This is a genomic window from Neoroseomonas eburnea, assembly GCF_018129005.1.
Classification (GTDB): Bacteria; Pseudomonadota; Alphaproteobacteria; order Acetobacterales; family Acetobacteraceae; genus Neoroseomonas; species Neoroseomonas eburnea.
Genome location: NZ_JAAEDL010000004.1, coordinates 169335 through 190909 on the forward strand (window position 1 = coordinate 169335; position 21575 = coordinate 190909).

Annotated in this window: 17 protein-coding genes and 1 tRNA gene; 8 read left to right on the plus strand and 10 right to left on the minus strand. The window is 71.5% G+C overall.

Annotated elements, in window-relative coordinates; all coding sequences use genetic code 11:
- Positions 1-23 precede the first annotated feature (23 nt).
- Both GXW74_RS06040 and GXW74_RS28590 read left to right on the plus strand, forming a co-directional pair.
- Positions 24-482, plus strand: a complete 459-nt coding sequence (locus GXW74_RS06040; RefSeq protein WP_211845563.1) for a hypothetical protein — start codon at positions 24-26, stop codon at positions 480-482.
- Positions 479-2815, plus strand: coding sequence for a glycosyltransferase family 61 protein (locus tag GXW74_RS28590; RefSeq protein WP_211845564.1), 2337 nt, complete (start codon positions 479-481; stop codon positions 2813-2815). Before GXW74_RS06040 ends, GXW74_RS28590 begins: the two co-directional genes overlap by 4 nt.
- 84 nt (positions 2816-2899) lie before the next feature.
- On the opposite strand, the gene hpf is transcribed toward GXW74_RS28590, so the two are convergent.
- The 8 genes from hpf to GXW74_RS06085 form a co-directional block, all read right to left on the minus strand.
- On the minus strand, positions 2900-3508 hold the full coding sequence (hpf, locus tag GXW74_RS06050; RefSeq protein ID WP_211845565.1) for a ribosome hibernation-promoting factor, HPF/YfiA family: 609 nt from the start codon (positions 3506-3508) through the stop codon (positions 2900-2902).
- Between the two features lie 102 nt (positions 3509-3610).
- The gene (gene rpoN / locus GXW74_RS06055) at positions 3611-5086 is read right to left on the minus strand and encodes an RNA polymerase factor sigma-54 (protein ID WP_211845566.1); all 1476 of its coding nucleotides are present in this window, start codon (positions 5084-5086) and stop codon (positions 3611-3613) included.
- A gap of 99 nt (positions 5087-5185) precedes the next feature.
- Entirely contained in the window at positions 5186-5944 is a 759-nt protein-coding gene (gene lptB / locus GXW74_RS06060; RefSeq protein WP_211845567.1) for an LPS export ABC transporter ATP-binding protein, read from the minus strand.
- Positions 5941-6858 carry an LptA/OstA family protein gene (locus GXW74_RS06065; protein ID WP_211845568.1) on the minus strand — a complete coding sequence of 306 codons (918 nt, stop codon included), beginning with the start codon at positions 6856-6858 and terminating at the stop codon, positions 5941-5943. Before GXW74_RS06065 ends, lptB begins: the two co-directional genes overlap by 4 nt.
- Positions 6855-7559, minus strand: a complete 705-nt coding sequence (lptC, locus tag GXW74_RS06070) for an LPS export ABC transporter periplasmic protein LptC (RefSeq protein WP_246522944.1) — start codon at positions 7557-7559, stop codon at positions 6855-6857. The genes GXW74_RS06065 and lptC overlap by 4 nt, the downstream gene beginning before the upstream one ends.
- A complete protein-coding gene (locus GXW74_RS06075) occupies positions 7556-8539 on the minus strand; it encodes a KpsF/GutQ family sugar-phosphate isomerase (protein WP_211845569.1) in 984 nt (327 codons plus the stop codon). Before GXW74_RS06075 ends, lptC begins: the two co-directional genes overlap by 4 nt.
- Before the next feature lie 419 nt (positions 8540-8958).
- Positions 8959-9615, minus strand: coding sequence for a ribonuclease D (locus GXW74_RS06080; protein WP_338148155.1), 657 nt, complete (start codon positions 9613-9615; stop codon positions 8959-8961).
- Positions 9616-9642: 27 nt separating this feature from the next.
- Positions 9643-9729 (minus strand) — tRNA-Leu (locus tag GXW74_RS06085).
- Positions 9730-9863: 134 nt separating this feature from the next.
- On the opposite strand from GXW74_RS06085, the gene GXW74_RS06090 reads away from it, so the two are divergent.
- The 5 genes from GXW74_RS06090 (at position 9864) to fzlA (ending at position 18649) form a co-directional block, all read left to right on the plus strand.
- Complete coding sequence (locus tag GXW74_RS06090) at positions 9864-10814, plus strand: complex I NDUFA9 subunit family protein (protein WP_211845570.1); 951 nt, start codon at positions 9864-9866, stop codon at positions 10812-10814.
- Positions 10815-11044: 230 nt separating this feature from the next.
- On the plus strand, positions 11045-12484 hold the full coding sequence (locus tag GXW74_RS06095) for an NAD(P)-dependent oxidoreductase (RefSeq protein ID WP_211845571.1): 1440 nt from the start codon (positions 11045-11047) through the stop codon (positions 12482-12484).
- Between the two features lie 5 nt (positions 12485-12489).
- Positions 12490-17028, plus strand: a complete 4539-nt coding sequence (gene gltB / locus GXW74_RS06100) for a glutamate synthase large subunit (RefSeq protein ID WP_211845572.1) — start codon at positions 12490-12492, stop codon at positions 17026-17028.
- 140 nt (positions 17029-17168) lie between these two features.
- Positions 17169-17675, plus strand: coding sequence for a hypothetical protein (locus GXW74_RS06105; protein ID WP_211845573.1), 507 nt, complete (start codon positions 17169-17171; stop codon positions 17673-17675).
- A gap of 305 nt (positions 17676-17980) precedes the next feature.
- Positions 17981-18649 carry an FtsZ-binding protein FzlA gene (gene fzlA, locus GXW74_RS06110; RefSeq protein ID WP_211845574.1) on the plus strand — a complete coding sequence of 223 codons (669 nt, stop codon included), beginning with the start codon at positions 17981-17983 and terminating at the stop codon, positions 18647-18649.
- Positions 18650-18961: 312 nt separating this feature from the next.
- On the opposite strand, the gene GXW74_RS06115 is transcribed toward fzlA, so the two are convergent.
- Positions 18962-19774 (minus strand): tetratricopeptide repeat protein, encoded by an 813-nt coding sequence (locus GXW74_RS06115; RefSeq protein ID WP_211845575.1) that lies wholly within the window; start codon positions 19772-19774, stop codon positions 18962-18964.
- Between the two features lie 103 nt (positions 19775-19877).
- Between GXW74_RS06115 and GXW74_RS06120 the strand changes: the two genes are divergently transcribed.
- A complete protein-coding gene (locus GXW74_RS06120) occupies positions 19878-20810 on the plus strand; it encodes a Rossmann-fold NAD(P)-binding domain-containing protein (protein WP_338148156.1) in 933 nt (310 codons plus the stop codon).
- On the opposite strand, the gene GXW74_RS06125 is transcribed toward GXW74_RS06120, so the two are convergent.
- Positions 20763-21515, minus strand: coding sequence for an alpha/beta hydrolase (locus GXW74_RS06125; RefSeq protein ID WP_211845576.1), 753 nt, complete (start codon positions 21513-21515; stop codon positions 20763-20765). The two genes, GXW74_RS06120 and GXW74_RS06125, sit on opposite strands and share 48 nt — an antisense overlap.
- Between the last annotated feature and the right edge of the window lie 60 nt (positions 21516-21575).

Sequence of the window (21575 nt, forward strand, 5' to 3'; positions counted from 1 at the left end):
AAGAATGCGGGAGATGACGAACGATGGGTGACCGGACGGCCGTGGCGTCGGAGGTCGGCGATATCCTGGATCTCGTGCCGCATGCGGGGCCGGCGCCGGAGCGCGGCGCCCCGGCGCCGGCCGCTTCCCGCGCGCCTGCCGCTGCCCCCGCGCGCAGCCCGGCAGCGATGGCCGAGCGCGCCGTCGCCGACGGCACCGCCGAGACCGTGCGCGAGACCGCAACGCGTCTGATCCGCATGGAGATCGCCCCCGGGGCGCGCATCGCCAGTGCCCGCGTCTTCGCCCGGGCGGGGCGGGGCGAGGAGGCGCTCGCGGTGCTGCTCGCCGATCCGGCGACCTTCGGCAGCCCCGTCGCGGCGGTGGTCCTCGATCACGTGGTGCAGATCCAGGGCCTGCCGCGCCCCGTCGCCGCGCTGGCCTGGCACCTGCGCCGACGCCTGCGGGAGGAAGCGCGCCGCCGCAAGGCCGCGGCGGCGCCGTGAGCGCGGCCGCCTTGCCGCCGGCAAGGATCCTCTACGAGGATGAGCATGTCGTCGTGGTGCACCGTCCCGGTGTCTCGGCCTTCTCGCTGGTCACCTTCGGCGGCGTCGGCCAGCGCCCGGCCGGCATGTCGATCTGGGCGCAACGGCCGGTCGATGCGCTGGGCCTCGATGCGGTCGGCTTCCTGGGCAAGAGGTCGAACTGGTATCCGGCCGCCTCGGTGCATCGCGCGGCGGTCGCGGTGCGTGAGGTGCTGCGGGACGGCGCCATCGGCTACGGCTACAGCATGGGCGGCTATGCCGCGCTGAAATACGGCAGGCTCCTGGGGCTGAGGGCCGTGCTCGCGGCGGCGCCGCAGATCTCGATCGATCCCGCCGACATGCCGCGGGACCTGCGCTACCACCGCTTCTTCGACCCCGGCCTGCATGCGGGCATGCGCGTGGACGGCGGCGATCTCTGCGATCTCGCCGTGATCCTGGCCGATCCGTATTTCCGGCTCGACCGGATGCATGCCGACGCGCCCGGCCTGGGGGCGGCGGTGCGGCATGTCTGGCTGCCCTATCGGCGTCACGGCGCCATCCAGCCGTTGCTGGGCAGCCGGGTTGTCGGCAGGGTCCTGGATCTGCTGCGGGCAGGGGACGTCGCCGGCATCCGGGCTTTGATCCGGGCCCGGCGGCGTGGGTCGCGGGAGTGGTACGAAGCCGTGGCGACCGCCGCGATGCAGCGTGGCCGCATCGCGCAGGCCCAGGCGCTTTGGGCGCGCGCCGCCGAGCTCGGCGCCTCGCCCGCCGTGATCGACCGCCAAAGGGAACGCGCCGAGCAGGACCGCGACCGCATGCCGGTGATCCGCTGGCAACCTGCCGCGCGGCGCCGCATGGCTGGGCGGGTCCAGGCGGCGGCGAGGGCGGAGGACTGGCAGCGCGTCACCCGCACGGCAGCGCGCCTGTCGCCCTTGCCTGAAATCCCTCGCCTCGCCCAGGCGGCGACCAACGCCGCCCTTTCCCTCGGCTCCCGCGAGGCGCTGGCGGAGGCGACCTCCCTGGCGATCGGGGCCGAACTGCCGCGGGCGACGCGCTTCGTCGTCGCGGAACGCCTGGCCGCCACCGGCCATGGCCTTGAATCCATCGCGGTGCTGCTCGCCGATCCGGCCATCGCAGGCGACCGCGAGGCGCAGGCGCGCGCGGCGCCGATCCTCGCCCGGGCCCAGCGCGACGCCACTCTGTCCTGGCCCTGGCAGGCGCTGGCCGGGGCCCTGCAGCGCCGGCTGATGGGCGGCGCGGACGACGCGCATGACCGCCCGCCCCCGGAGCCATCGCCGCACGCATTCGCGCGCCCGGCGTCGAAGCCGGGCCCGCCCGGCCGGCATTGGGTGGGCGCCGCCCCGCGCCTGTCGCCCCATGTCGTGGAGGAGTTCCGGGCCACGCTCTCCGCCCCCCATGTGCAGCTTGCCGGCAGCGTCGCGCCCTCGGTTGTCTTGCTGCGCGACGTTTACGTGAACGCCCGCGGCCAGGTGTGGGGCCGGGACGGCCGGCTCCACCGATCGCTGGGCCGGCCGATCGCCGAAGCCTCGCTCGCCGCCATGGCGGCCGCCCCCGACCTGCCCGAGGCCGCCCTGGGGGTCGAGCCGCACGGGAACTTCTACCACTGGGTGATCGACACCCTGACGAGCCTGGCCTGGCGCCTCGACCCCGGACCCGAGGGCATGCCGGTGCTGCTGCGGGAGGACGCGCCGGCCTATGTCCGCGAATCGCTGGACATCGCCGCCGGCGCGCCGGTGCCGACGGCCGAGGCCGGGGCGGCGGTCCTGGTGCGGCGCCTGCACCTCGGCGACCGCGGGCTGCGGCACCTGGCGCCGCGCGGGGCGCATGCGACCCTGCTCGGCCGCTTCGCCGAGGCGGCGCGGCGGGAGGCGGTGCCGGCGGCGGAACGCCTCTATATCTCCCGGCGCGACAGCGGCATCCGCCGGATGCTGAATGAGGAGGAGATCGAGGCGGTCTTCGCCGAACGCGGCTTCGTCTGCACCACCTTCGGCGGCCAGCCGCTGCTGCGCCAGATCGGCCTGCTGCGCGGGGCGCAGGTCATCGCCGGGCCGCACGGTGCCGGCTTCGCGCACCTGCTGTTCTGCGACCCGGGGCGGCAGGTGTTCGAACTCCTGCCGGCCACCCTCGGCCATCTCGACCTGCGCGCCTGCTTCGCGACGCTCTCGCGCGTGTGCGGCCATCGCCACGGCATCTGGCTCGCGCCGTTCAACCAGACCTTCGGCGACTGGCGGGTTCCGGCCAAGCCGGCAGCCGCGGCACTGGACCGTTTCCTGGCGGGCCGCGCGGGCACGTAGTCGAGGGGGCGTCGCCCCCTCGAGCACCCCCAAGCAGGGGACACCGTCCCCTGCAGCCGGGGGGATAGTGGCGGCGCCGGCCTCCTATGCGATCCCGCCGACGTCGCCCGGATCGATCCAGCCGACATTCCCGTCGCCGCGCCGGTAGACCACGTTCAGCGCGCGCGTCGCCTTGTTGCGGAACATCAGCGCCGGCACATGCGCAAGATCCATGCGCATGACAGCCTCGCCCACCGTCAGCATGGCGATCTCGGCGGGGTGTTCGGCGATGATGGCGCCGTGATCGGCGCCATTGGGCACCGGCAGTTCCTCTTCCTCCTCGCCGGCCGGGCGCAGCACGCGTTCGAGCCCTGCGGGCGGGGTTTCCGCCGGCGGCTCGCGTCCGGGGGCGAAGGAGCGGGCATGTTCGTTCACGCGGCGGCGATAGCGCCGCAGGCGCTTGGCGAGGTGCTCGGCGGCTTCGTCGAAGGCCCGATGGGCGTCGGCGCCCTCTCCCTCGGCCCGCATGGTGAGCCCACGGCCGGCCTTAAGGTTGATGTCGCAGGCGAAATGCGCGCGGCTGCGGTGGAAGGTGACGTTCGCTTCCAGCGCGTGGTCGAAGTATTTGCGCGTGATGGCATCGAGGCCGTCGCGGACGTGGACTTTCAGCGCCTCGCCGGTTTCGACCTGCTTGCCTGCGACCGTGACATGCATGGGGCTTTGCCCTCCTTCCCGAGTGAAAGGGGAGGGGCCGCCCCGTGGTGGCGACCGGGCACCGGCCCGAGCCTCCGTTGCGGGCCGAACAGGCAGGTCGGATCAGGCCGGGACGGCCTTCTCCCGTTTGCGCTGCACCGATGATGGAATGTGCAGCGCATCGCGGTATTTGGCCACGGTCCGGCGGGCGATGTCCACGCCTTCCGCACGCAACCGGGCCACGATCGCATCATCCGAGAGCACGTCCTCGGCATCCTCGGCTTCCACCATGGCCTTGATGCGGTAGCGGACCGATTCCGCGCTGACGGATTCGCCGCCCGCGGTGCCGGCGATCGCCGTGGTGAAGAAGTATTTCAGCTCGAATGTGCCTCTCGGTGTCGCGATCGCCTTGTTGGAGGTGACGCGGGACACGGTGCTCTCGTGCATCCCCACCTCCTCGGCCACGTCGCGCAGGATCAGCGGGCGCAGATGGGCGATGCCGTGGCGGAAGAAGCCATCCTGCCGGCGCACGATCTCGGAGGCGACCTTGAGGATGGTGTTCGCCCGCTGCTCGAGCGACTTCACCAGCCAGGAGGCGGTCTGGTAGCGTTCGGCGACCCAGGCCTTCTCGTCGCGGGACTTCGCCCCCACCACGGCGCGCGCATGGAAGCCGCGGTTGACCAGCACGCGCGGCAGGGTGTCGGGGTTCAGCTCGACGATCCAGTGATCGCCGGGTCCGCGGCGCATCAGCACGTCGGGCACCAGCGTCGGCGCCGGCGGCGCGTCGAAGGAGGCGCCGGGCTTGGGGTCGAGGCGGCGCAACTCGGCCACCATCTCCGCCATGTCCTCGGCATCCACGCCGCAGACCTGCTGAAGCCCGCGCAGGTCGCGCCGCGCCAGCATCTCCAGGTTGTCGAGCAGCGCGGCCATCGCCGGGTCGAAGCGGTTGCGGTCCTGCAACTGGACCATCAGGCATTCGCGCAGGTCGGCGCAGAACATGCCGACCGGGTCGAAGCGCTGCATGCGCCTGCGGACGGCGGTGACCGCCGCCTCCTCGCAGCCGAGGGCGGCGGCGATGACGGCATCGCCCACCGCGAGCCGCCCCGCCGGATCGACCAGCGCGAGCAGGTTGGCGGCGATCATGCGTTCCTGGGGCGTGGCGAAGGTCAGGCGCACCTGCTCGCCGATATGCTCGCGCAGGTTGGGCGCCGGGGCGGCCATGGCCTCGATGCCGGAGAGGTCGTCCTCGAAATCGGCGCGGCCGCCGCGGCCGACGGGCAGGGCGCCGCTGTCGTAGACATTGTCCCACTCGGTATCGAGCGGCGCCGCGTTCTCGGATGGCAACGCGTCGGAACGCGCGGCCTCGGCGGCGTCGGGCGCCTCCGCCGCGGCGGGCAGGGGGTCCGTGCCGCGCCCGGCATCGGGGCCGGGCGGCTCGCGCTCGTCGCGTTCGAGCAGCGGGTTGCGTTCCAGTTCCTCCTCGACGAAGGCGGTCACCTCGAGGTTGGAGGATTGCAGCAGCTTGATGGCCTGCCGCAGCTGCGGCGTCATCACCAGCTGCTGCGAATGGCGCAGGTCGAGCCGCGGCGCGAGCGACATTATCGGCTTCCGCGCCGCGTCGCCGCGCGACGCCGCCATGTGCGCTGCCGCCATCCCAACCCTGCGTGCATGGCGGCGGGGACAGTCATGGCGGGCAAGCTAGAGACTGAACCTTTCGCCGAGGTAGACGCGGCGCACCCCCTCATGCGCGACGATGTCGCGGGGTGAGCCCTCCATCAGCACCTGGCCGTCGTGCAGGATGTAGGCGCGGTCGATGATCTCCAGCGTCTCGCGCACATTGTGGTCGGTGATCAGCACGCCGATGCCGCGGTCCTTCAGGTGCTTCACCAGGTCGCGGATCTCGCCGACCGCGATCGGGTCGATGCCGGCGAGCGGCTCGTCGAGCAGGATGTAGGCCGGGTGGGTCGCCAGCGCGCGGGCGATCTCGCAGCGCCGCCGCTCGCCGCCCGACAGCGCCAGCGCCGGCGCGCGGCGCAGGTGGGAGATGCCGAATTCGGCGAGCAACGCATCGAGCATCTGCTCGCGCCGGTCGCGCACCGGCTCGACCACCTCGAGCGCGGCGCGGATGTTGTCCTCGACGTTCAGGCCGCGGAAGATCGAGGCCTCCTGCGGCAGGTAGCCGAGGCCGAGCCGCGCGCGCCGGTACATCGGCAGCGTCGTGACGTCGTGGCCGTCGAGGAAGACCTGGCCCTCGTCCGGCTGGACGAGGCCGGTGATCATGTAGAAGGTCGTGGTCTTTCCGGCGCCGTTCGGCCCGAGCAGCCCGACCGCCTCGCCCCGCTTCACCGAGATCGAGACGTTCCGCACCACCGGCCGCTTCTTGTACCGCTTGCCGAGCCCCTTCGCGACAAGCCCGGCCGAGGCCGCACCGTCCAGCACGCGCAGCGCCTCGCTCATCGTGGCGCCTCCTGCTGCCGCGTGCCGCCGGGCCCGGGCAGGTCCTGGCCGCCCTGCGGCACCACCAGCCCTTGCACGCGCGCGCCCGGCGCGGAGACGAGCCGGGCGACGCCGGTCTGCATGTTCACGATCGCTTCCTGGCCGGTCAGAGTGTTCTCGCCGCGGGTGATGCGCACCTGGCCGAGCAGCCGCGCCATGCCCGAATTCGGGCTGTAGACGCCGCGGTCGCCGCGCACGACCTCCTCGGCCGTGCGGATCTCCACATTGCCGAAGGCCTCGACGCGGTCGATGGAGGAGGGTGCCGGGGTGCCGGGCGGCGTCGCCGCGGGCTGCGGCCGTTGGGCGCCGGGGGGCGGCGTCTCGGCGAAATGCGCCACGAGGGTGTCGGCGCGCACGCGGCGCCCGTCATTCGTCACCACCACGGCGTTGCCGCGCGCCACCGCCATGCGGCGGGCGGACCAGTATTCGACGCTGTCGCGCGCGGTCAGCGTGTTGTCCGGCGTCGTGAGCCGCAGCGCGCCGCCGGTCATCACCATCACCGCCTGGTCCATGTCGTAGACGGCGCGGTCGCCCTCGGCGCGGTCGGTCGCCGAGGTGACGACGACATTGCCCTCGGCCTCCAGCCGCCAGATCTCGCCGCCACCGGCCGGACCCTCGGCGGGGGCGCGGGCCTGGGTGGCGCCGGCGCCGCCGCGCGGTCGGTAGCGCGCCATCAGCCGGTCGGCCTCGACCGTCACGCCGCCGCGCGTCGCGCGCGCCTGGCCACGGGCGACCACCACCTGTTCCTGCTGGCGCCACTCGATGCCGTCGGTGGCGGTGACCTCGACCGGGCCGCCCTGGCTCAGGTCGATGCCCTGTGCGAATGCCGTGCCGCCAAGCAGCAGTACGGCGGCGGCGACGAAGCATGCTTTCACTGACCGCCCTCCAGCACCGCGCGGGCGCGGCCGGTGAACACCACGACCTGGCCGCGCTCGGTCAGGCGGAAGCCCTCGCTGACCAGCGTGCCGAAGGGGCCCTGCGCGGCGACCGGCCGGTCGCCCGATGCGGAGCCGTCGCCGAGCAGGACCTCGGCCGCCTCGGTCACCAGCATGTTGCCGCCATCCTGCCAGAGCGTGACATCGCCCGTCAGATCGAGCCGGTTGCGCCCCTTGTCGTAGCGCCCGGCCTGGCTTTCCAGCAGCACCCAGGACCCGTCGGTGAGCAGGATGTCGGCGCGCGGCTGGTCCAGCTCCACCACGTCCGGCGCGTCGGTCTGGGAGGCGATGGTGGCGGTCACGGTGAAGGGGCGGTTCTGCTCGTCGAGGCCCTGGTAGCGCGGCTGCACCACCCGCACCGCATCCGGCGCGGTCTGGATGACGCGGCGGAAGGAGACGCGGGCGCGGTCCTCCATCCGGTCGAGCTCCGGCCAGACGGCGATGCCGATCAGCAGCCCGACCCCGGCGATCGGGAAGACCCACTTGGCCAGCCGCACGAGGAAGCGCCGGCGCGCGATCTGCCCGGCGGAGGGCGCCCAGCGCCCGCGCGACGGCGGCAGCATGCGCCGCGGCGCCGCCGGCCCGCCGGTCGTGCGCAGCGGCACGGGCTGGGTCGGGCGGGGGTCCTCGCGGACGCTCATGCGACACCGGCTCGCAACAGGTCGTGGATGTGCAGGATGCCGACCGGGCGGCCTTCTCCGTCCACCACGAAAAGGGCGGTGATGGCACGCGCGTTCATCTCGTGCAGCGCCTCGGCTGCCAGGGTCTCGGGCGTCACGGTTCGGGGGGCGCGGGTCATGATCTCGGCCGCGCCACGCGCCATCAGCGCGGCACCGCCGCCGGCCTCGAGCGCACGCCGGAGGTCGCCGTCGGTGATGATGCCGAGCAGCTTCCCGTCCGCCCCCTGCACGCCGAGGCAGCCGAAGCGCCGCGCCGTCATGGCGACGATGGCGGCGTCCATGCGCGTCTCGGGCGGGGTGAGGGGGAGTTCCTCCGGCCCGTGCATCAGGTCCTTCACGCGGGACAGCCGCGCGCCGAGCTTGCCGCCCGGGTGGAAGACGCGGAAATCCGCCGCGGTGAAGCCCCGCCGCGTCAGCAGCGCCACCGCGATGGCATCGCCGAGGGCAAGCTGCATGGTGGTCGATGTGGTCGGTGCCAAGCCCATCGGGCAGGCCTCCGGCGCGTCGGGCAGCACCAGGGGGACGTCCGCGGCGCGGGCCAGCGTGCTGCCGGCGCGGCCGGTGATGCCGACCAGCGGCAGGCCGAAGCGCTTGGCGTGGCCGACCAGGTCGGCGAGCTCCGGCGTCTCCCCGGAATTGGACAGGGCCAGCACCGCATCGCCGGCGACGATCATGCCGAGGTCGCCGTGGGAGGCTTCGGCCGGATGGACGAAGAGCGCGGGCGTGCCGGTCGAGGCCAGGGTCGCCGCGATCTTGCGCGCGACGTGGCCGGACTTGCCCATGCCGCTGACCACGACGCGGCCGGTGGTGCCGGCGAGCATGGTGACGGCCTTGGCGAACCGGTCGTCCAGGCTGGCGGCGAGCGCGGTCAGCGCCTCGGATTCGAGGGCGAGCACATGCCGGGCGGCATCGAGGTCGGGATGGGAGGAAGGGGCGTTCACGCCGTCCTGTATGGTGCGGCGCGGCCGGGGGGTCAATAAAGGCGGCGGGTGGTCTTCCAAGAAGCGTGCCAACCGGCGCGGCGGGCGAGGCCGCAGCGGCAGGGGGGCGATCGGGGTCGGAGCGGGTGCCCGCCAAGGCCGAAGGGGCTTCGCCCCTCCGGGCCACCCCACCAAAGGCCGAAGGGCCTTTGGAAACCATCACCTGGCGCCGGGCGCCGCGGCCATTCCGGATCGACACGGCGACGGCTGCGCACAAGCGCGGCCTTCAGCGCCGTTCCCAACCTCGATGCATGGGGCCAAGTCTCGGTTTCCAAAGGCCTTTCGGCCTTTGGCGGGGTGGTTTGGAGGGGCGGTGCCCCTCCAATTCCTTTGCCCATCCCGGCATTGACCAGGACGCCGCTCCCTCCGGTTCCGCGCCCTCAGTGCGCGAGGATGTCCGGGTCCTCGTAGCCGAGCAGATCGAGCTTCCCGCGCGCCGGCAGGAAGCGGAAGCAGGCCTCGGCAAGGTCGAGCCGCCCTTCGCGCCGCAGCAGCCCCTCGAGCTTCGCCCACAGCGCGTGCAGATGCAGCACGTCCGACGCCGCGTAGGCGAGCTGGTCCGGCGACAGCTCCGGCGCACCCCAGTCCGAGGTCTGCTGCTGCTTCGACAGGTCGACGCCGAGCAGTTCCTTGCACAGGTCCTTGAGCCCGTGCCGGTCGGTGAAGGTGCGCACCAGCTTGGCGGCGACCTTGGTGCAGACCACCGGCGCGGTGGTGACGCCGAGCGCATGCCACAGCACCGCCACGTCGAACCGCGCGAAGTGGAACAGCTTGGTCACCGCCGGGTCGGCCAGCAGCTTCCTGAGGTTCGGCGCCGCATAGCCGAGCCCGCCGAGCGATGCGGGAATGAGCTGCACGAGATGCGCCGAGCCGTCGCCGGAAGAGAGCTGCACCAGGCACAGCCGGTCGCGATGCGGGTTCAGCCCCATCGTCTCGGTGTCGATGGCGACCATGCGGCCGAGGTCGAGCCCGTCCGGCAGGTCGTTGCGATGCAGCCGGATGGTCACGCCGGCGGGAGTGAAAAGGGTGGTACCCACGGGATGCGCCGTGCCTCGTCAGTAAAGTGGTGCCCAGGAAAGGACTCGAACCTTCACAGCCTTGCGGCCACAGGTACCTGAAACCTGCGCGTCTACCAATTCCGCCACCTGGGCAGGGGGCCGGCGCCTTGCGGCGAGGCCGGGCGTTTACGCGCCGGCGTGCGGGTCGTCAAGCGGGGCTGCGCATGCTTGAGGCGGCGGGGGGCGACCCATATCGTCGCCTGGGCTTCACGGATGGAGGGCGAGGCATGAACGGTCGTCGGGTGGCCACCGTGTTCGGGGGCGCGGGCTTCATCGGCCGCCATGTCGTCCAGCGACTCGCGAAGCTCGGCTTCATCGTCCGCGTCGCTGGGCGGGACGTGGAAAAGGCGGGCAGGCTACGCCCCCTCGGCGACGTCGCGCAGGTGGTGCCGGTGGCGGCCTCCATCACCGACGAGGCCTCGGTGGCGCGCGCCGTGGCCGGCGCGACAGTGGTGGTGAACCTGGTCGGCATCCTGTTCGAGCGGAAGCCCGGCGATTTCCAGCGCATCCATGCCGAGGGCGCCGGGCGCGTCGCGCGGCTCGCCGCCGCTGCCGGGGTCGAGCGGCTGGTGCACATCTCCGCGCTCGGCGCCGATGCCGCGAGCGAAAGCCTCTACGCCCGCACCAAGGCGGAAGGGGAGGCGGCGGTCCGGGGGGCCTTCGCGGCGGCGACCATCCTGCGCCCCTCTGTCGTCTTCGGCCCGGAGGATCAGTTCTTCAACCGCTTCGCGGCGATGGCGGCGCTGCTGCCGGTGATGCCGGTGGTCAGCGGCGCGACCAGGTTCCAGCCCGTCTATGTCGGTGACGTGGCGGATGCGGTGATGGCGGCGATCGCGCGCGACGACGCGCGGGGCCGCACCTACGAACTCGGCGGCCCGCGGGTGATGAGCATGCGGGAGGTGCTGGAGTTCGTGCTCGAGCACACCCGTCGCCGGCGCCCGCTGGTGCCGATGCCGATGGGCCTGGTGCGGCTCCAGGCGCGGCTCGGAGAGCTGCTGCCGACACCGCCGCTGACGCGCGACCAGGTGATCCTGCTCGGCAAGGACAATGTGGTGCAGGAGGGCGCGGCGGGCTTCGCGGCTCTCGGCATCGAGCCCAAGGCGGCGGAGGCGATCGCGCCGGCCTATCTGGCGCGTTATCGCGCCGGCGGCTCGCGGGCCGCGAGGGTCGCCGGATGATAAGTCCGTATCGGACATATTTGAGGGAAGAATTGTTGCGTGGAGTTGGTCGGCTGCGAGAGTGTCGCAGATATAGGACAAAAAAACTGACCTAACGGCGCAGAAAGGACTCGCGCGGCCCTTTCGCATGCCGTATGTGACCCGCCGCCAGGGGTCCGGCGACGGATCACGTGCGGCCCTGCGCCGCCCGCCTGTCCCCGGCATGACGACGCCGCCCAACGGGGGTCCGCATGGCCGAGAAGATGCTCCAGTTCGTCCGCCTGCAGCAGCGACAGCCGGAAAAGCGTGACGCCGGCGAGCGCCGCGCGGACTGGGACGAGGTGTATCGCCCCTTCGCGGCCGCGGCGGCCTCCCAGCAGGCCTCCCGCTGTTCGCAATGCGGCGTGCCCTTCTGCCAGGTGCACTGCCCGCTGAACAACAACATCCCCGACTGGCTGAAGCTGACCGCCGAGGGCCGGCTCGAGGAAGCCTACGAGGTCGCCGCCGCGACCAACACCTTCCCCGAGATCTGCGGCCGCGTCTGCCCGCAGGACCGCCTCTGCGAAGGCAATTGCGTCATCGAGAAGGGCTTCGAGTCCGTCACCATCGGCGCCGTCGAGAAGTACATCACCGACACCGCCTGGGAGCGCGGCTGGGTGAAGCCGCCCAAGGCGGTGCGCGAGCGGCGCGAGAGCGTCGGCATCATCGGCGCCGGCCCCGCCGGCATGGCCGCGGCCGAGCGCCTGCGCACCATGGGCTACCAGGTGACCGTCTATGACCGCCACGACCGCGCCGGCGGCCTGATGATCTACGGCATCCCCAACTTCAAGCTGGAGAAGGAGGTCGTGGTCCGCCGCTGGAAGCAGTACGTGATGGGCGGCATCCAGTTCCAGATGAACATCGCCGTCGGCCGCGACATCACCCTCGGCGAGCTGCGCCAGAAGCATGATGCGGTGCTGGTCGCGACCGGCGTCTACAAGGCGCGCGACATCACCTGCCCGGGCGCCGGGCTGACCGGCGTGGTCGCCGCGCTCGACTACCTGATCGCGTCGAACCGCAAGGGGCTTGGCGACGATGTGCCGGACTACGACAGCGGCGCGCTGAACGCCGAGGGCAAGCACGTGGTCGTCGTCGGCGGCGGCGACACCGCGATGGATTGCGTGCGCACCGCGGTGCGCCAGGGCGCGGCCTCCGTCACCTGCCTCTATCGCCGCGACAAGGCGAACATGCCGGGCTCCATGCGCGAGGTGAAGAACGCCGAGGAAGAAGGTGTGCGCTTCGAATGGCTCGCCGCGCCGGAGGCCTTCTTCGGCGAGGGCGCGGTCGAGGGCGTGCGCGCCCAGCGCATGCATCTCGGCCTGCCCGACGCCACCGGCCGCCAGCAGGTGGAACCCATCCCCGGCGCCCATTTCAACCTGCGCGCCGACCTGGTCATCAAGGCGCTCGGCTTCGACCCCGAGGACCTGCCCGCGCTGTTCAACGAGCCGGAACTGCCGGTCACGCGCTGGGGCACGCTGAAGGTCGACTACCGCACGATGATGACGACCCTGCCCGGCGTCTTCGCCGCGGGCGACATCGTGCGCGGCGCTTCCCTGGTGGTCTGGGGCATCCGCGACGGCCGCGACGTGGCCGAGCAGATCCATGCATTCATCTCGGCGCGGGGCGAGGCCTCGGCCATGGCGGCGGAGTGAACACCATGACGCAGCACGAGAACGGTTCCGCCTTCGCGCAATCCTACGTCGCCGGCCGCGACCTGCTCGCCTCCGCCGCGCATATCGACCTGACCGAGCACGATGCCTGCGGCGTCGGCCTGGTCGCCGCGCTGGACGGCAAGCCGCGGCGGGAGGTGGTGCAGGCCGGCATCGACGCGCTCAAGGCGGTGTGGCACCGCGGCGCCGTCGATGCCGACGGCAAGACCGGCGACGGCGCCGGCATCCATGTCGAGATCCCGCAGGACTTCTTCGCCGAGGTGGTCGAGCGCGGCGGCGACCGGCTGCGCCCGGGCCGCATCGCCGTGGGCATGGTCTTCCTGCCGAAGACCGACCTCGGCGCGCAGGAACGCTGCCGCCAGATCATCGAGACCGAGATCCTCAACGCCGGCTACTCCATCTACGGCTGGCGCCAGGTGCCGATCGACGTCGCCTGCATCGGGGAGAAGGCGAATGCGACGCGCCCCGAGATCGAACAGATCCTGATCTTCGACCCGGAGCAGCGTGAGGTCGCGATCGCCGAGCGCGACATGTACGTGATCCGCCGGCGCATCGAGAAGCAGGCGATCGCCGCGCAGATCCCTGAGCTCTATCTCTGCTCCCTCTCCACGCGCTCGATCATCTACAAGGGCATGTTCCTGGCGGAGAGCCTGACGGTCTTCTACCCGGACCTGCTCGACGCCCGCTTCGTGTCGCGCTTCGCCATCTACCACCAGCGCTACAGCACCAACACCTTCCCCACCTGGCGGCTGGCGCAGCCCTTCCGCATGCTCGCCCACAACGGCGAGATCAACACCGTCCACGGCAACATCAACTGGATGAAGAGCCACGAGACGCGGCTCGCCCATCCGCTGCTCGATCCCTTCATGGAGGACCTGAAGCCGGTCGTGCAGGCCGGCGGGTCCGACACCGCGACGCTCGACAACGTCTTCGAGCTGCTGGTGCGCGGCGGGCGCGACGCGCCCATGGCCAAGGCCATGCTGATCCCGGAAAGCGTCGGCAACAACGCGACCATGCCGGAGAACCACCGCGAGCTGTTCATGTACTGCAACGCGGTGATGGAACCCTGGGACGGCCCGGCGGCGATCGCCGCGACCGACGGCCGCTGGGTGATCGCCGGGCTCGACCGCAACGGCCTGCGCCCGATGCGCTACACCGTCACCGATGGCGGGCTGCTGATCGTCGGCTCCGAAACCGGCATGGTGAAGCTGCCGGAGGACCGCATCGTCCGCAAGGGCCGCGTCGGCCCGGGCCAGTGCATCGGCGTCGACCTCGAGGAAGCGCGCTTCTACGAGGACGGCGCGCTGAAGGACGCGCTCGCCGCCCGCAAGCCCTTCGGCCAGTGGACCGCGCGCACCACGCGCATCGACGAGATCGTCAAGGCCGAGGGCGACGAGCACGCCAACTTCGCCGGCGAGGAGCTGCGCCGCCGCCAGCTCGCCATGGGCTACACGCTGGAGGAGCTGGAAGGCATCCTCCACCCGATGGTCGAGGACGCCAACGAGGCGGTCGGCTCGATGGGCGACGACACGCCCATCGCGGTGCTGTCCTCCCAGTATCGCGGCCTGCACCACTATTTCCGCCAGACCTTCAGCCAGGTGACGAACCCGCCCATCGACTCGCTGCGCGAGACGCGGGTGATGACGCTGAAGACCCGGCTCGGGAACCTCGGCAACATCCTCGACGAGGACCCGACGCAGTGCGACATGCTGATGCTGGACAGCCCGGTGCTGTCCAACGCGCAGTTCGACGCCATGCGGGCCTATATGGGCAGCACCGTCTGCACGGTGGACTGCACATGGCCGGTCGAGGACGGTGAGGGCGGCCTGCGCCGCGCCATCGAGCGCATCCGCCGCGAGGCGGAAGAAGGCGTGCGCTCCGGCTGCGCCCACGTCATCCTGACCGACGAGGCGCAGTGCCGCGAACGCGCGGCGATCCCGATGATCCTCGCCGTCGGCGCGGTGCAGACGCATCTCGTCAGGCACGGGCTGCGCACCTTCACATCGCTGAACGTGCGCGCGGCGGAGTGCATGGACGTGCATTACGTCGCCGTGCTGATCGGCGCGGGCGCGACCACGGTGAACGCCTATCTCGCGCAGGAGAGCATCGCCGACCGGCACCGCCGCGGCCTGTTCGGCCAGATCTCGCTGCGCGATGCGGTCGCGCGCTACAAGAAGGCGGTGGACAAGGGCCTGCTGAAGGTCATGTCCAAGATGGGCATCGGCGTGCTGTCCTCCTATCGCGGCGGCATGAACTTCGAGGCGATCGGCCTGTCCCGCGCGCTGGTGGCGGAATTCTTCCCCGGCACGCCGTCGCGCATCTCCGGCATCGGGCTTTCCGGCATCGCGCGGCGCATCCTCGCGCTGCATGACAAGGCCTGGCAGGAAGGCGCGGTCGCGCTGCCGGTCGGCGGCCTCTACAAGCTGCGCCGCCGGGGCGAGGTGCATGCCTTCGACGGCTCGCTCATCCACACGCTGCAGAAGGCGGTGGAGACGGACAGCTACCAGACCTTCAAGCGTTACTCCGATGCGGTGCGCAAGCTGCCGCCGGTGGCACTTCGCGACCTGCTCGACTTCCGCACCGAGGGCCGCACCCCGGTGACGCTCGAGGAGGTCGAGAGCATCACCGAGATCCGCAAGCGGCTGGTCGCTCCCGGCATCTCGCTCGGCGCGCTGAGCCCCGAGGCGCATGAGACGCTGTCCATCGCCATGAACCGGATCGGTGCGCGCTCCGACAGCGGCGAGGGCGGCGAGGATCCCGTCCGCGCCCGCCCGCGCCCGAACGGCGACAACGCGAACTCGGCGATCAAGCAGATCGCCTCGGGCCGCTTCGGCGTGACGGCGGAATACCTCAACAACTGCCGCGAGATCGAGATCAAGGTCGCGCAAGGGGCGAAGCCCGGCGAGGGCGGCCAGCTTCCCGGCTTCAAGGTGACCGGGCTGATCGCCAAGCTGCGGCATTCGACGCCGGGGGTGATGCTGATCTCCCCGCCGCCGCACCACGACATCTACTCGATCGAGGATCTGGCGCAGCTCATCTACGACCTCAAGCAGATCAACCCGGATGCCTCGGTCTGCGTGAAGCTGGTCTCGCGGTCCGGGATCGGCACCATCGCCGCGGGCGTGGCCAAGGCGAAGGCGGATGCGATCCTGGTCTCCGGCCATTCCGGCGGCACCGGCGCGTCCCCGCAATCCAGCATCAAGTATGCCGGCCTGCCCTGGGAACTCGGCCTGTCCGAAACCCACCAGGTGCTGCTGCTGAACCGCCTGCGCCACCGCGTGCGGCTGCGCACCGACGGCGGCATCAAGACCGGGCGCGACGTGGTGATCGCGGCCATGCTCGGCGCCGAGGAATTCGGCATCGGCACGGCGAGCCTCGTGGCCATGGGCTGCATCATGGTCCGCCAGTGCCATTCCAACACCTGCCCGGTCGGCGTCTGCGTGCAGGACGAGGCGCTGCGCCAGAAGTTCACCGGCACGCCGGAGAAGGTGATCAACCTCTTCTCCTTCGTGGCGGAGGAGGTGCGCGAGATCCTCGCCTCCCTCGGCTTCCGCAGGCTGACCGACGTCATCGGCCGCACCGACCTGCTCCAGCAGGTCAGCCGCGGGTCGGAGGATCTCGACGACCTCGACCTCAACCCGTTGCTGGTGCAGGCCGATGCCGGCCCTCATGCGCCCTACTGCACCCTCGAAGGCCGCAACGAGGTGCCCGAGACGCTGGACGCGGAGATGATCCGCGATGCCGACGCGCTGTTCCGGCACGGCGAGAAGATGCAGCTCCAGTACAACATCCGGAACACGCATCGCGCGATCGGTACCAAGGTGTCTTCGCGCATCACGCGCCAGTTCGGGATGAGCGGGCTGCAACCGGGCCATCTGAACGTCCGCCTGCGCGGCTCGGCCGGGCAGTCGCTCGGCGCCTTCGGCGTGCGCGGGCTGAAGCTCGAAGTGTTCGGCGACGCCAACGACTATGTCGGCAAGGGGCTTTCGGGCGCGACCATCGTGGTGCGCCCGGCGCCTTCCTCGCCGCTGGTGTGGAACGACAACACCATCATCGGCAACACGGTGCTCTATGGCGCGACGGCGGGTGAGCTCTTCGCGGCCGGCCAGGCCGGCGAGCGCTTCGCGGTGCGCAATTCCGGCGCCACCGCGGTGGTCGAGGGCTGCGGCGCCAATGGATGCGAATACATGACCGGCGGCACGGTCGTGATCCTCGGGGCGGTCGGCGACAATTTCGGCGCCGGCTTCACCGGCGGCCAGGCCTTCATCTACGACGCCGACGACACCTTCGAACTGCGCATCAACCCCGAGACGCTGCTGTGGAGCCGCATCGCCCACCCGCATTGGGAAGGCGTGCTGTGTGATCTGATCGCCCGGCATGTGGCGGAAACCGGCAGCCGCTTCGCCGCCCGCCTGCTGAACGAATGGGCGACCGAGCGCGGCCGCTTCTGGCACGTCGTGCCGAAGGAATACGCGAAGTACCTGCCGGTCCCGATGGCCGAGACCGAGGCCGTGGCGGCCGAATGACTCCGGCCAGCGGGCGCTCCGGCGCGCCCGCTGGCGAAATCCTTCATGGCTCGCGCGCGCGCCATCTTCCGTTTGCGTGACGGAAAGGTAATCTTCGCCGCAGCGGCGGGGCGGCCGCGGCAGCGGAGGAGGTTTTCGGCGTGCGTATCCCGGCCATGGCCCTCGCGGCCCTCCTTGCTTTGGCTGCGCCGGCCTCGGCGCAGGTCCGCGACATCGCCAACGTCAACGGATGGCGCGCCTATGTGGCGCAATCCGACAACGGCCCGCTGTGCGGCATGGGCACGGACGCGAACCGTGTCGGCCGCTTCTTCTGGATCAAGGTCGAGCGCCTGCGCGGCCAACTCCACGGATTCGTGCAGGTGGGCGACCGATCCTGGAATGTTCGGCAGGAGGCGCGGGGGCGCATCATCATCGCGATCGACAACCGCCGTGCCGAATTGAACTACATCGGCACCACCCGCCCCGAGATGATCGAGGCCTCCTACCAGGGCGCCTTCAACAATTTCATCAATTTCGTCGAGGCCTTCGCCGCCGGCTACCGGATGCAGGTGATCTTTCCCGGGGAGCGCGTCGAACCCTGGTCCGCCGATCTGCGCGGCACCCGTGCCGTGACCGAGGCCTTCCTGGCCTGCGCGCGACGCATCTGAGAGCCCGCTTGAGAGCGCGCCGAATGGCGCATTCCCGAGGCCGGCCGTTCCCGGCATTCCCAATCGGGCTCATGCCCGCCGGCCTTTCGGCTCATCCGGCATGAGAGTCCCGGCCTGGCGCGCAGCCGCCACACCCGTCCTGCGCGCGATACCGTTCGCCTTGCCGATGACGAGGTCATCAGCAAGGCTCGGCGGTATCAGAGCGCGATGTGCAGCTTTGTGCGCAGCTTTCGCGACGGCTCGCGCGACGCTGATCGCTGCCGACCTTTGCGCCCCGCAAGGGGGGGTGGCATAAGCGGGCCATCGTGAGGCTGCTCTTCCACCTTCCCCTCTCTCCCTTCTCCCGCAAGGTGCGCCTGGCGCTCGGCGAAAAGCGCATCCCCTTCGACACGCGCATCGAGCGGGTGTGGGACCGTCGCGACGACTTCCTCGGCATGAATCCCGCCTGCACAGTGCCTGTGCTGCAGGAGGACAACGGCCTGACGATCGCGGATTCCAACGCAATCTGCGAGTACCTGGACGAGGCCTATCCCGACATTCCGCTGCTCGGGCGCACGCTCGCGGAACGGGTGGAGGTCCGCCGCCTGGTCGCCTGGTTCGACGGCAAGTTCCACGCCGAGGTCGGCATGAACCTGCTCTACGAGAAGCAGATGAAGCGGCTGATGGGGCGCGGCAATCCGGATGCGACGGCGATCCGTGCCGGCTATGCCAACCTTCGCCCGCATCTCGAATACATCGGCTGGCTGGCCGAGACGAGGCCCTGGCTCGCCGGGCCGATGCTGTCGCTGGCGGATCTGGCCGCGGCGGCGCATCTCTCGGCGCTCGACTACATCGGCGATATCGACTGGTCGCTGAACGAAGCGGCCAAGGACTGGTATGCGCGGATGAAGTCCCGCCCGTCCTTCCGCCCGCTGCTCGGCGACCGCGTGAGCGGCGTGACGCCGCCCGACCACTACGCCGACCTGGATTTCTGATACCGGCCAGCCCTTCGGCTGGTTCGGCATCGGAGTCCAATGAAGTGGTTTCCGTTCGCCTCGGTCCGCGGCGACCACTCCAGCCTCTTGCCTTCACGAGCATCCTCACCCGGTCGGTGATTCCGCTCGATCGGGATCCGTGCCGGCCGATGGGGGGTCATCGGCAGGGTCCGGTGACATATGCCTCTGGCGTGCGTGTCCTGGCTTCGCGCGTCGGGAGCAGCGCCGCCGGCAAGCGCCGGTCGCGCCGGCTGGTTCAGGCCCGAGGCCTTGCCGGGGGCCGCCGGTGCCCGTCCTTGACCGGCGGCTGGGCTACCGCCGCGCCGGGCCGGCCTCGATCAGCGCCATGTTCTGCGCCGCGAGATCCGCGGCCGCGCTGTCCGGCGAGAGTTCGATCACCCGTTCCCAGTCGGCCCGCGCCTCAGCGGCCTCGCCGCGAATCTGGCGGATGATGCCACGCTCCAGCAGGCCTTCCACATTGTCCGGGTCGAGGCGCAGCGCCTCGGCGACGCTCTCCACCGCCTCCCCGATGCGGTCCAGCCGGCGCAGCGCGGAGGCGCGCAGCACCCAGGCCTCCACCAGGGAGGCATCCGCCGCGACCGCGCGCTCCAGATCCTCCAGCGCCTCCGCCGGCCGGTTCAGCGCCAGCAGCGCCATGCCGCGCTCGGTCAGCAGGCTGGAATCGGCAGGCACCAGCGCGAGCGCCAAGGTCAGTGCCGCATGGGCGCGCTGCGGCTTGCCGGCGGCGATCCAGGCCTCGCCGGCCTGGCCGAACACCGCTGCGCGGGCGGCCATGCCGGCCTGGCTGCGCGCGGCGATGCGCTCCAGCGCCTCTGCCGCGCGTTCCGCTTCACCCAGGGTCAGCGCGGCGAGGGCGGCGCAATGGGCAGCCGCCTCGCCACCACCTTCCATTCCCCAGGAATCGGCAAGGCTGCGTGCGCCCTCCGGATCGTCCTCGAGCATATCGAGGCAGCGTTCATATTCCGGCGCATCAGTCAGCCTCGGCGGTTCCGGCGGCGTCGGCAGCGGATCCTCGGGCCCGCCCTCCAGGAACCACCAGGCGCCGCCACCGGCCGCGAGCAGCAGTACCGCCGCGCCGGCGATCAGGAGGCGGAGGGGGAACATGCCCGCAATCTAGAACAGATCGCGACCCTGTGGAATTGCGCGACCGGGTGATGATGCGGCCGGAACGCAGGGCTGCGCCGGTCGCTGTCGACCGGGGCGAACGGTGGGCGATCTGGTCGTCATCTCGCCGCCATGCCAGATGGCGATGGCGGAGGGTGCAATGCTGCTCGTGGCGGGGCTCGGGTTTGCGGGAATGGCGGCGGCGCGGCTGGCGGCGGCGGCGGGCTGGCGCGTCGCGGGCACGGCGCGCGATCCCGCCGCGAGCGCGGCGCCGCCGGGTGTCGAGCCTGTCGCCTTCGCCGCTGCCTCCGCGGCGATCGCGGAGGCCTCGCACCTGTTCGTGACGGCGCCGCCGAACGAAGCCGGCGATCCGGTGATCGGCGCGCACCGGCCGGCGCTCGAGGCCGCGCTCGCCGCCGGCACGCTGCGCTGGATCGGCTACCTCTCCACCACAGGCGTCTATGGCGACCACGGCGGCGCGAAGGTGGACGAGGCCACGCGCCCCACGCCCGGCCAGGAGCGCAGCCGCCGTCGCCTTGCCGCCGAGGAATCCTGGCGCAACCTTGCCGCCGGCCGCGCCGCGCTCGACATCTTCCGCGCCGGCGGCATCTATGGGCCGGGCCGCTCCGCCTTCGACGATCTGCGCGCCGGTACGGCGCGGCGCGTGGCGAAGCCCGGCCACGCCTTTTCCCGCATCCATCGCGACGACATCGCGCGGGCCGTGCTCGCCGCGATCGGCCAGGACCTGCCGCCCACGGTGCGCATCCTGCACCTGGTGGACGACGAGCCGGCGGAAAGCGCCGAGGTCGTCGCGCATGCCGCGCGCCTGCTCGGACTGGAACCTCCGCCGGCGATCCCCTTCGAGGCAGCTCGGGCGCGCATGTCGCCCATGGCGCTCTCCTTCTGGGCGGAGAACCGGCACGTCACCAATGCCTTGACCAAGGCCGCGCTCGGCATCGCCTGGCGCCATCCGACCTATCGCGAAGGGCTAGCCGCCATCCTGGAGGAGGAGCGGCGCCAGGGTCTCCCCCAGTAGCGCCAGATCCTGCGGCCGCGACAGGCGGTGGTCGCCGTCCTTGATCAGCGTCACATGCACGTCGCCGCCGGTCAGCGCCTCCGCGATGCGCAGCGCGTGGCGCCAGGGCACGTCCGGGTCCTGCTGGCCCTGCAGGATGCGCACCGGCGCCGCGATCGGCAGCGGGCCGCGCAGCAGCAGGTGCCGGCGCCCGTCCTCGATCAGCGCGCGGGTGATGGGGTAGGGGGCGCCGTATTCGCTCGGCCGCCGCCAGAGGCCGTCGCGCTCGATGGTGGCGCGCACCTCGGGCGGGAATTCCGCCCACATCAGGTCCTCGGTGAAGTCGGGGGCAGGGGCGATGCCGACCAGGGCATGCACCGCGATCCGTCGCGCCAGCAGCAGCGCGATCCAGCCACCCATGGAGGAACCGACCAGCACCTGCGGGCCGTCGGCCATCGCTTCGATGACGCAGGCCGCGTCGTCGGCCCAGCGGCCGATGGTGCCGTCCTCGAAGCGGCCGCCGGAGGTGCCGTGGCCGGAATAGTCGAAGCGCAGGAACGGCGTGCCGCGCGCCTCGCACCAGCCGGCGAGGAATTCCGCCTTGGTGCCGGTCATGTCGCTGTTGAAGCCGCCCAGGAAGACCACGCCCATGCCGCGGCCGGGCAGGCGCCGCCAAGCGAGGCGCACGCCGTCGCCGCGGTCGAGCGTGCCGTGCTGCTCCTTCATGGGGAGGGCGTTCCCGGGGAGGGCGCCGCCCTCCCCGGACCCCTCCCGCCAAAGGCCGAA

Coding starts and splice junctions, on each gene's coding strand:
- lptB (WP_211845567.1), bottom strand. CDS start 5,944: ATGAGCGAGGCGCTGCGCGTGCTGGACGGTGCGGCCTCGGCCGGGCTT.
- lptC (WP_246522944.1), bottom strand. CDS start 7,559: ATGAGCGTCCGCGAGGACCCCCGCCCGACCCAGCCCGTGCCGCTGCGC.
- GXW74_RS06125 (WP_211845576.1), bottom strand. CDS start 21,515: ATGAAGGAGCAGCACGGCACGCTCGACCGCGGCGACGGCGTGCGCCTC.
- gltB (WP_211845572.1), top strand. CDS start 12,490: ATGACGCAGCACGAGAACGGTTCCGCCTTCGCGCAATCCTACGTCGCC.
- rpoN (WP_211845566.1), bottom strand. CDS start 5,086: ATGTCGCTCGCGCCGCGGCTCGACCTGCGCCATTCGCAGCAGCTGGTG.
- hpf (WP_211845565.1), bottom strand. CDS start 3,508: ATGCATGTCACGGTCGCAGGCAAGCAGGTCGAAACCGGCGAGGCGCTG.
- GXW74_RS06090 (WP_211845570.1), top strand. CDS start 9,864: ATGAACGGTCGTCGGGTGGCCACCGTGTTCGGGGGCGCGGGCTTCATC.
- GXW74_RS06095 (WP_211845571.1), top strand. CDS start 11,045: ATGGCCGAGAAGATGCTCCAGTTCGTCCGCCTGCAGCAGCGACAGCCG.
- GXW74_RS06040 (WP_211845563.1), top strand. CDS start 24: ATGGGTGACCGGACGGCCGTGGCGTCGGAGGTCGGCGATATCCTGGAT.
- GXW74_RS06115 (WP_211845575.1), bottom strand. CDS start 19,774: ATGTTCCCCCTCCGCCTCCTGATCGCCGGCGCGGCGGTACTGCTGCTC.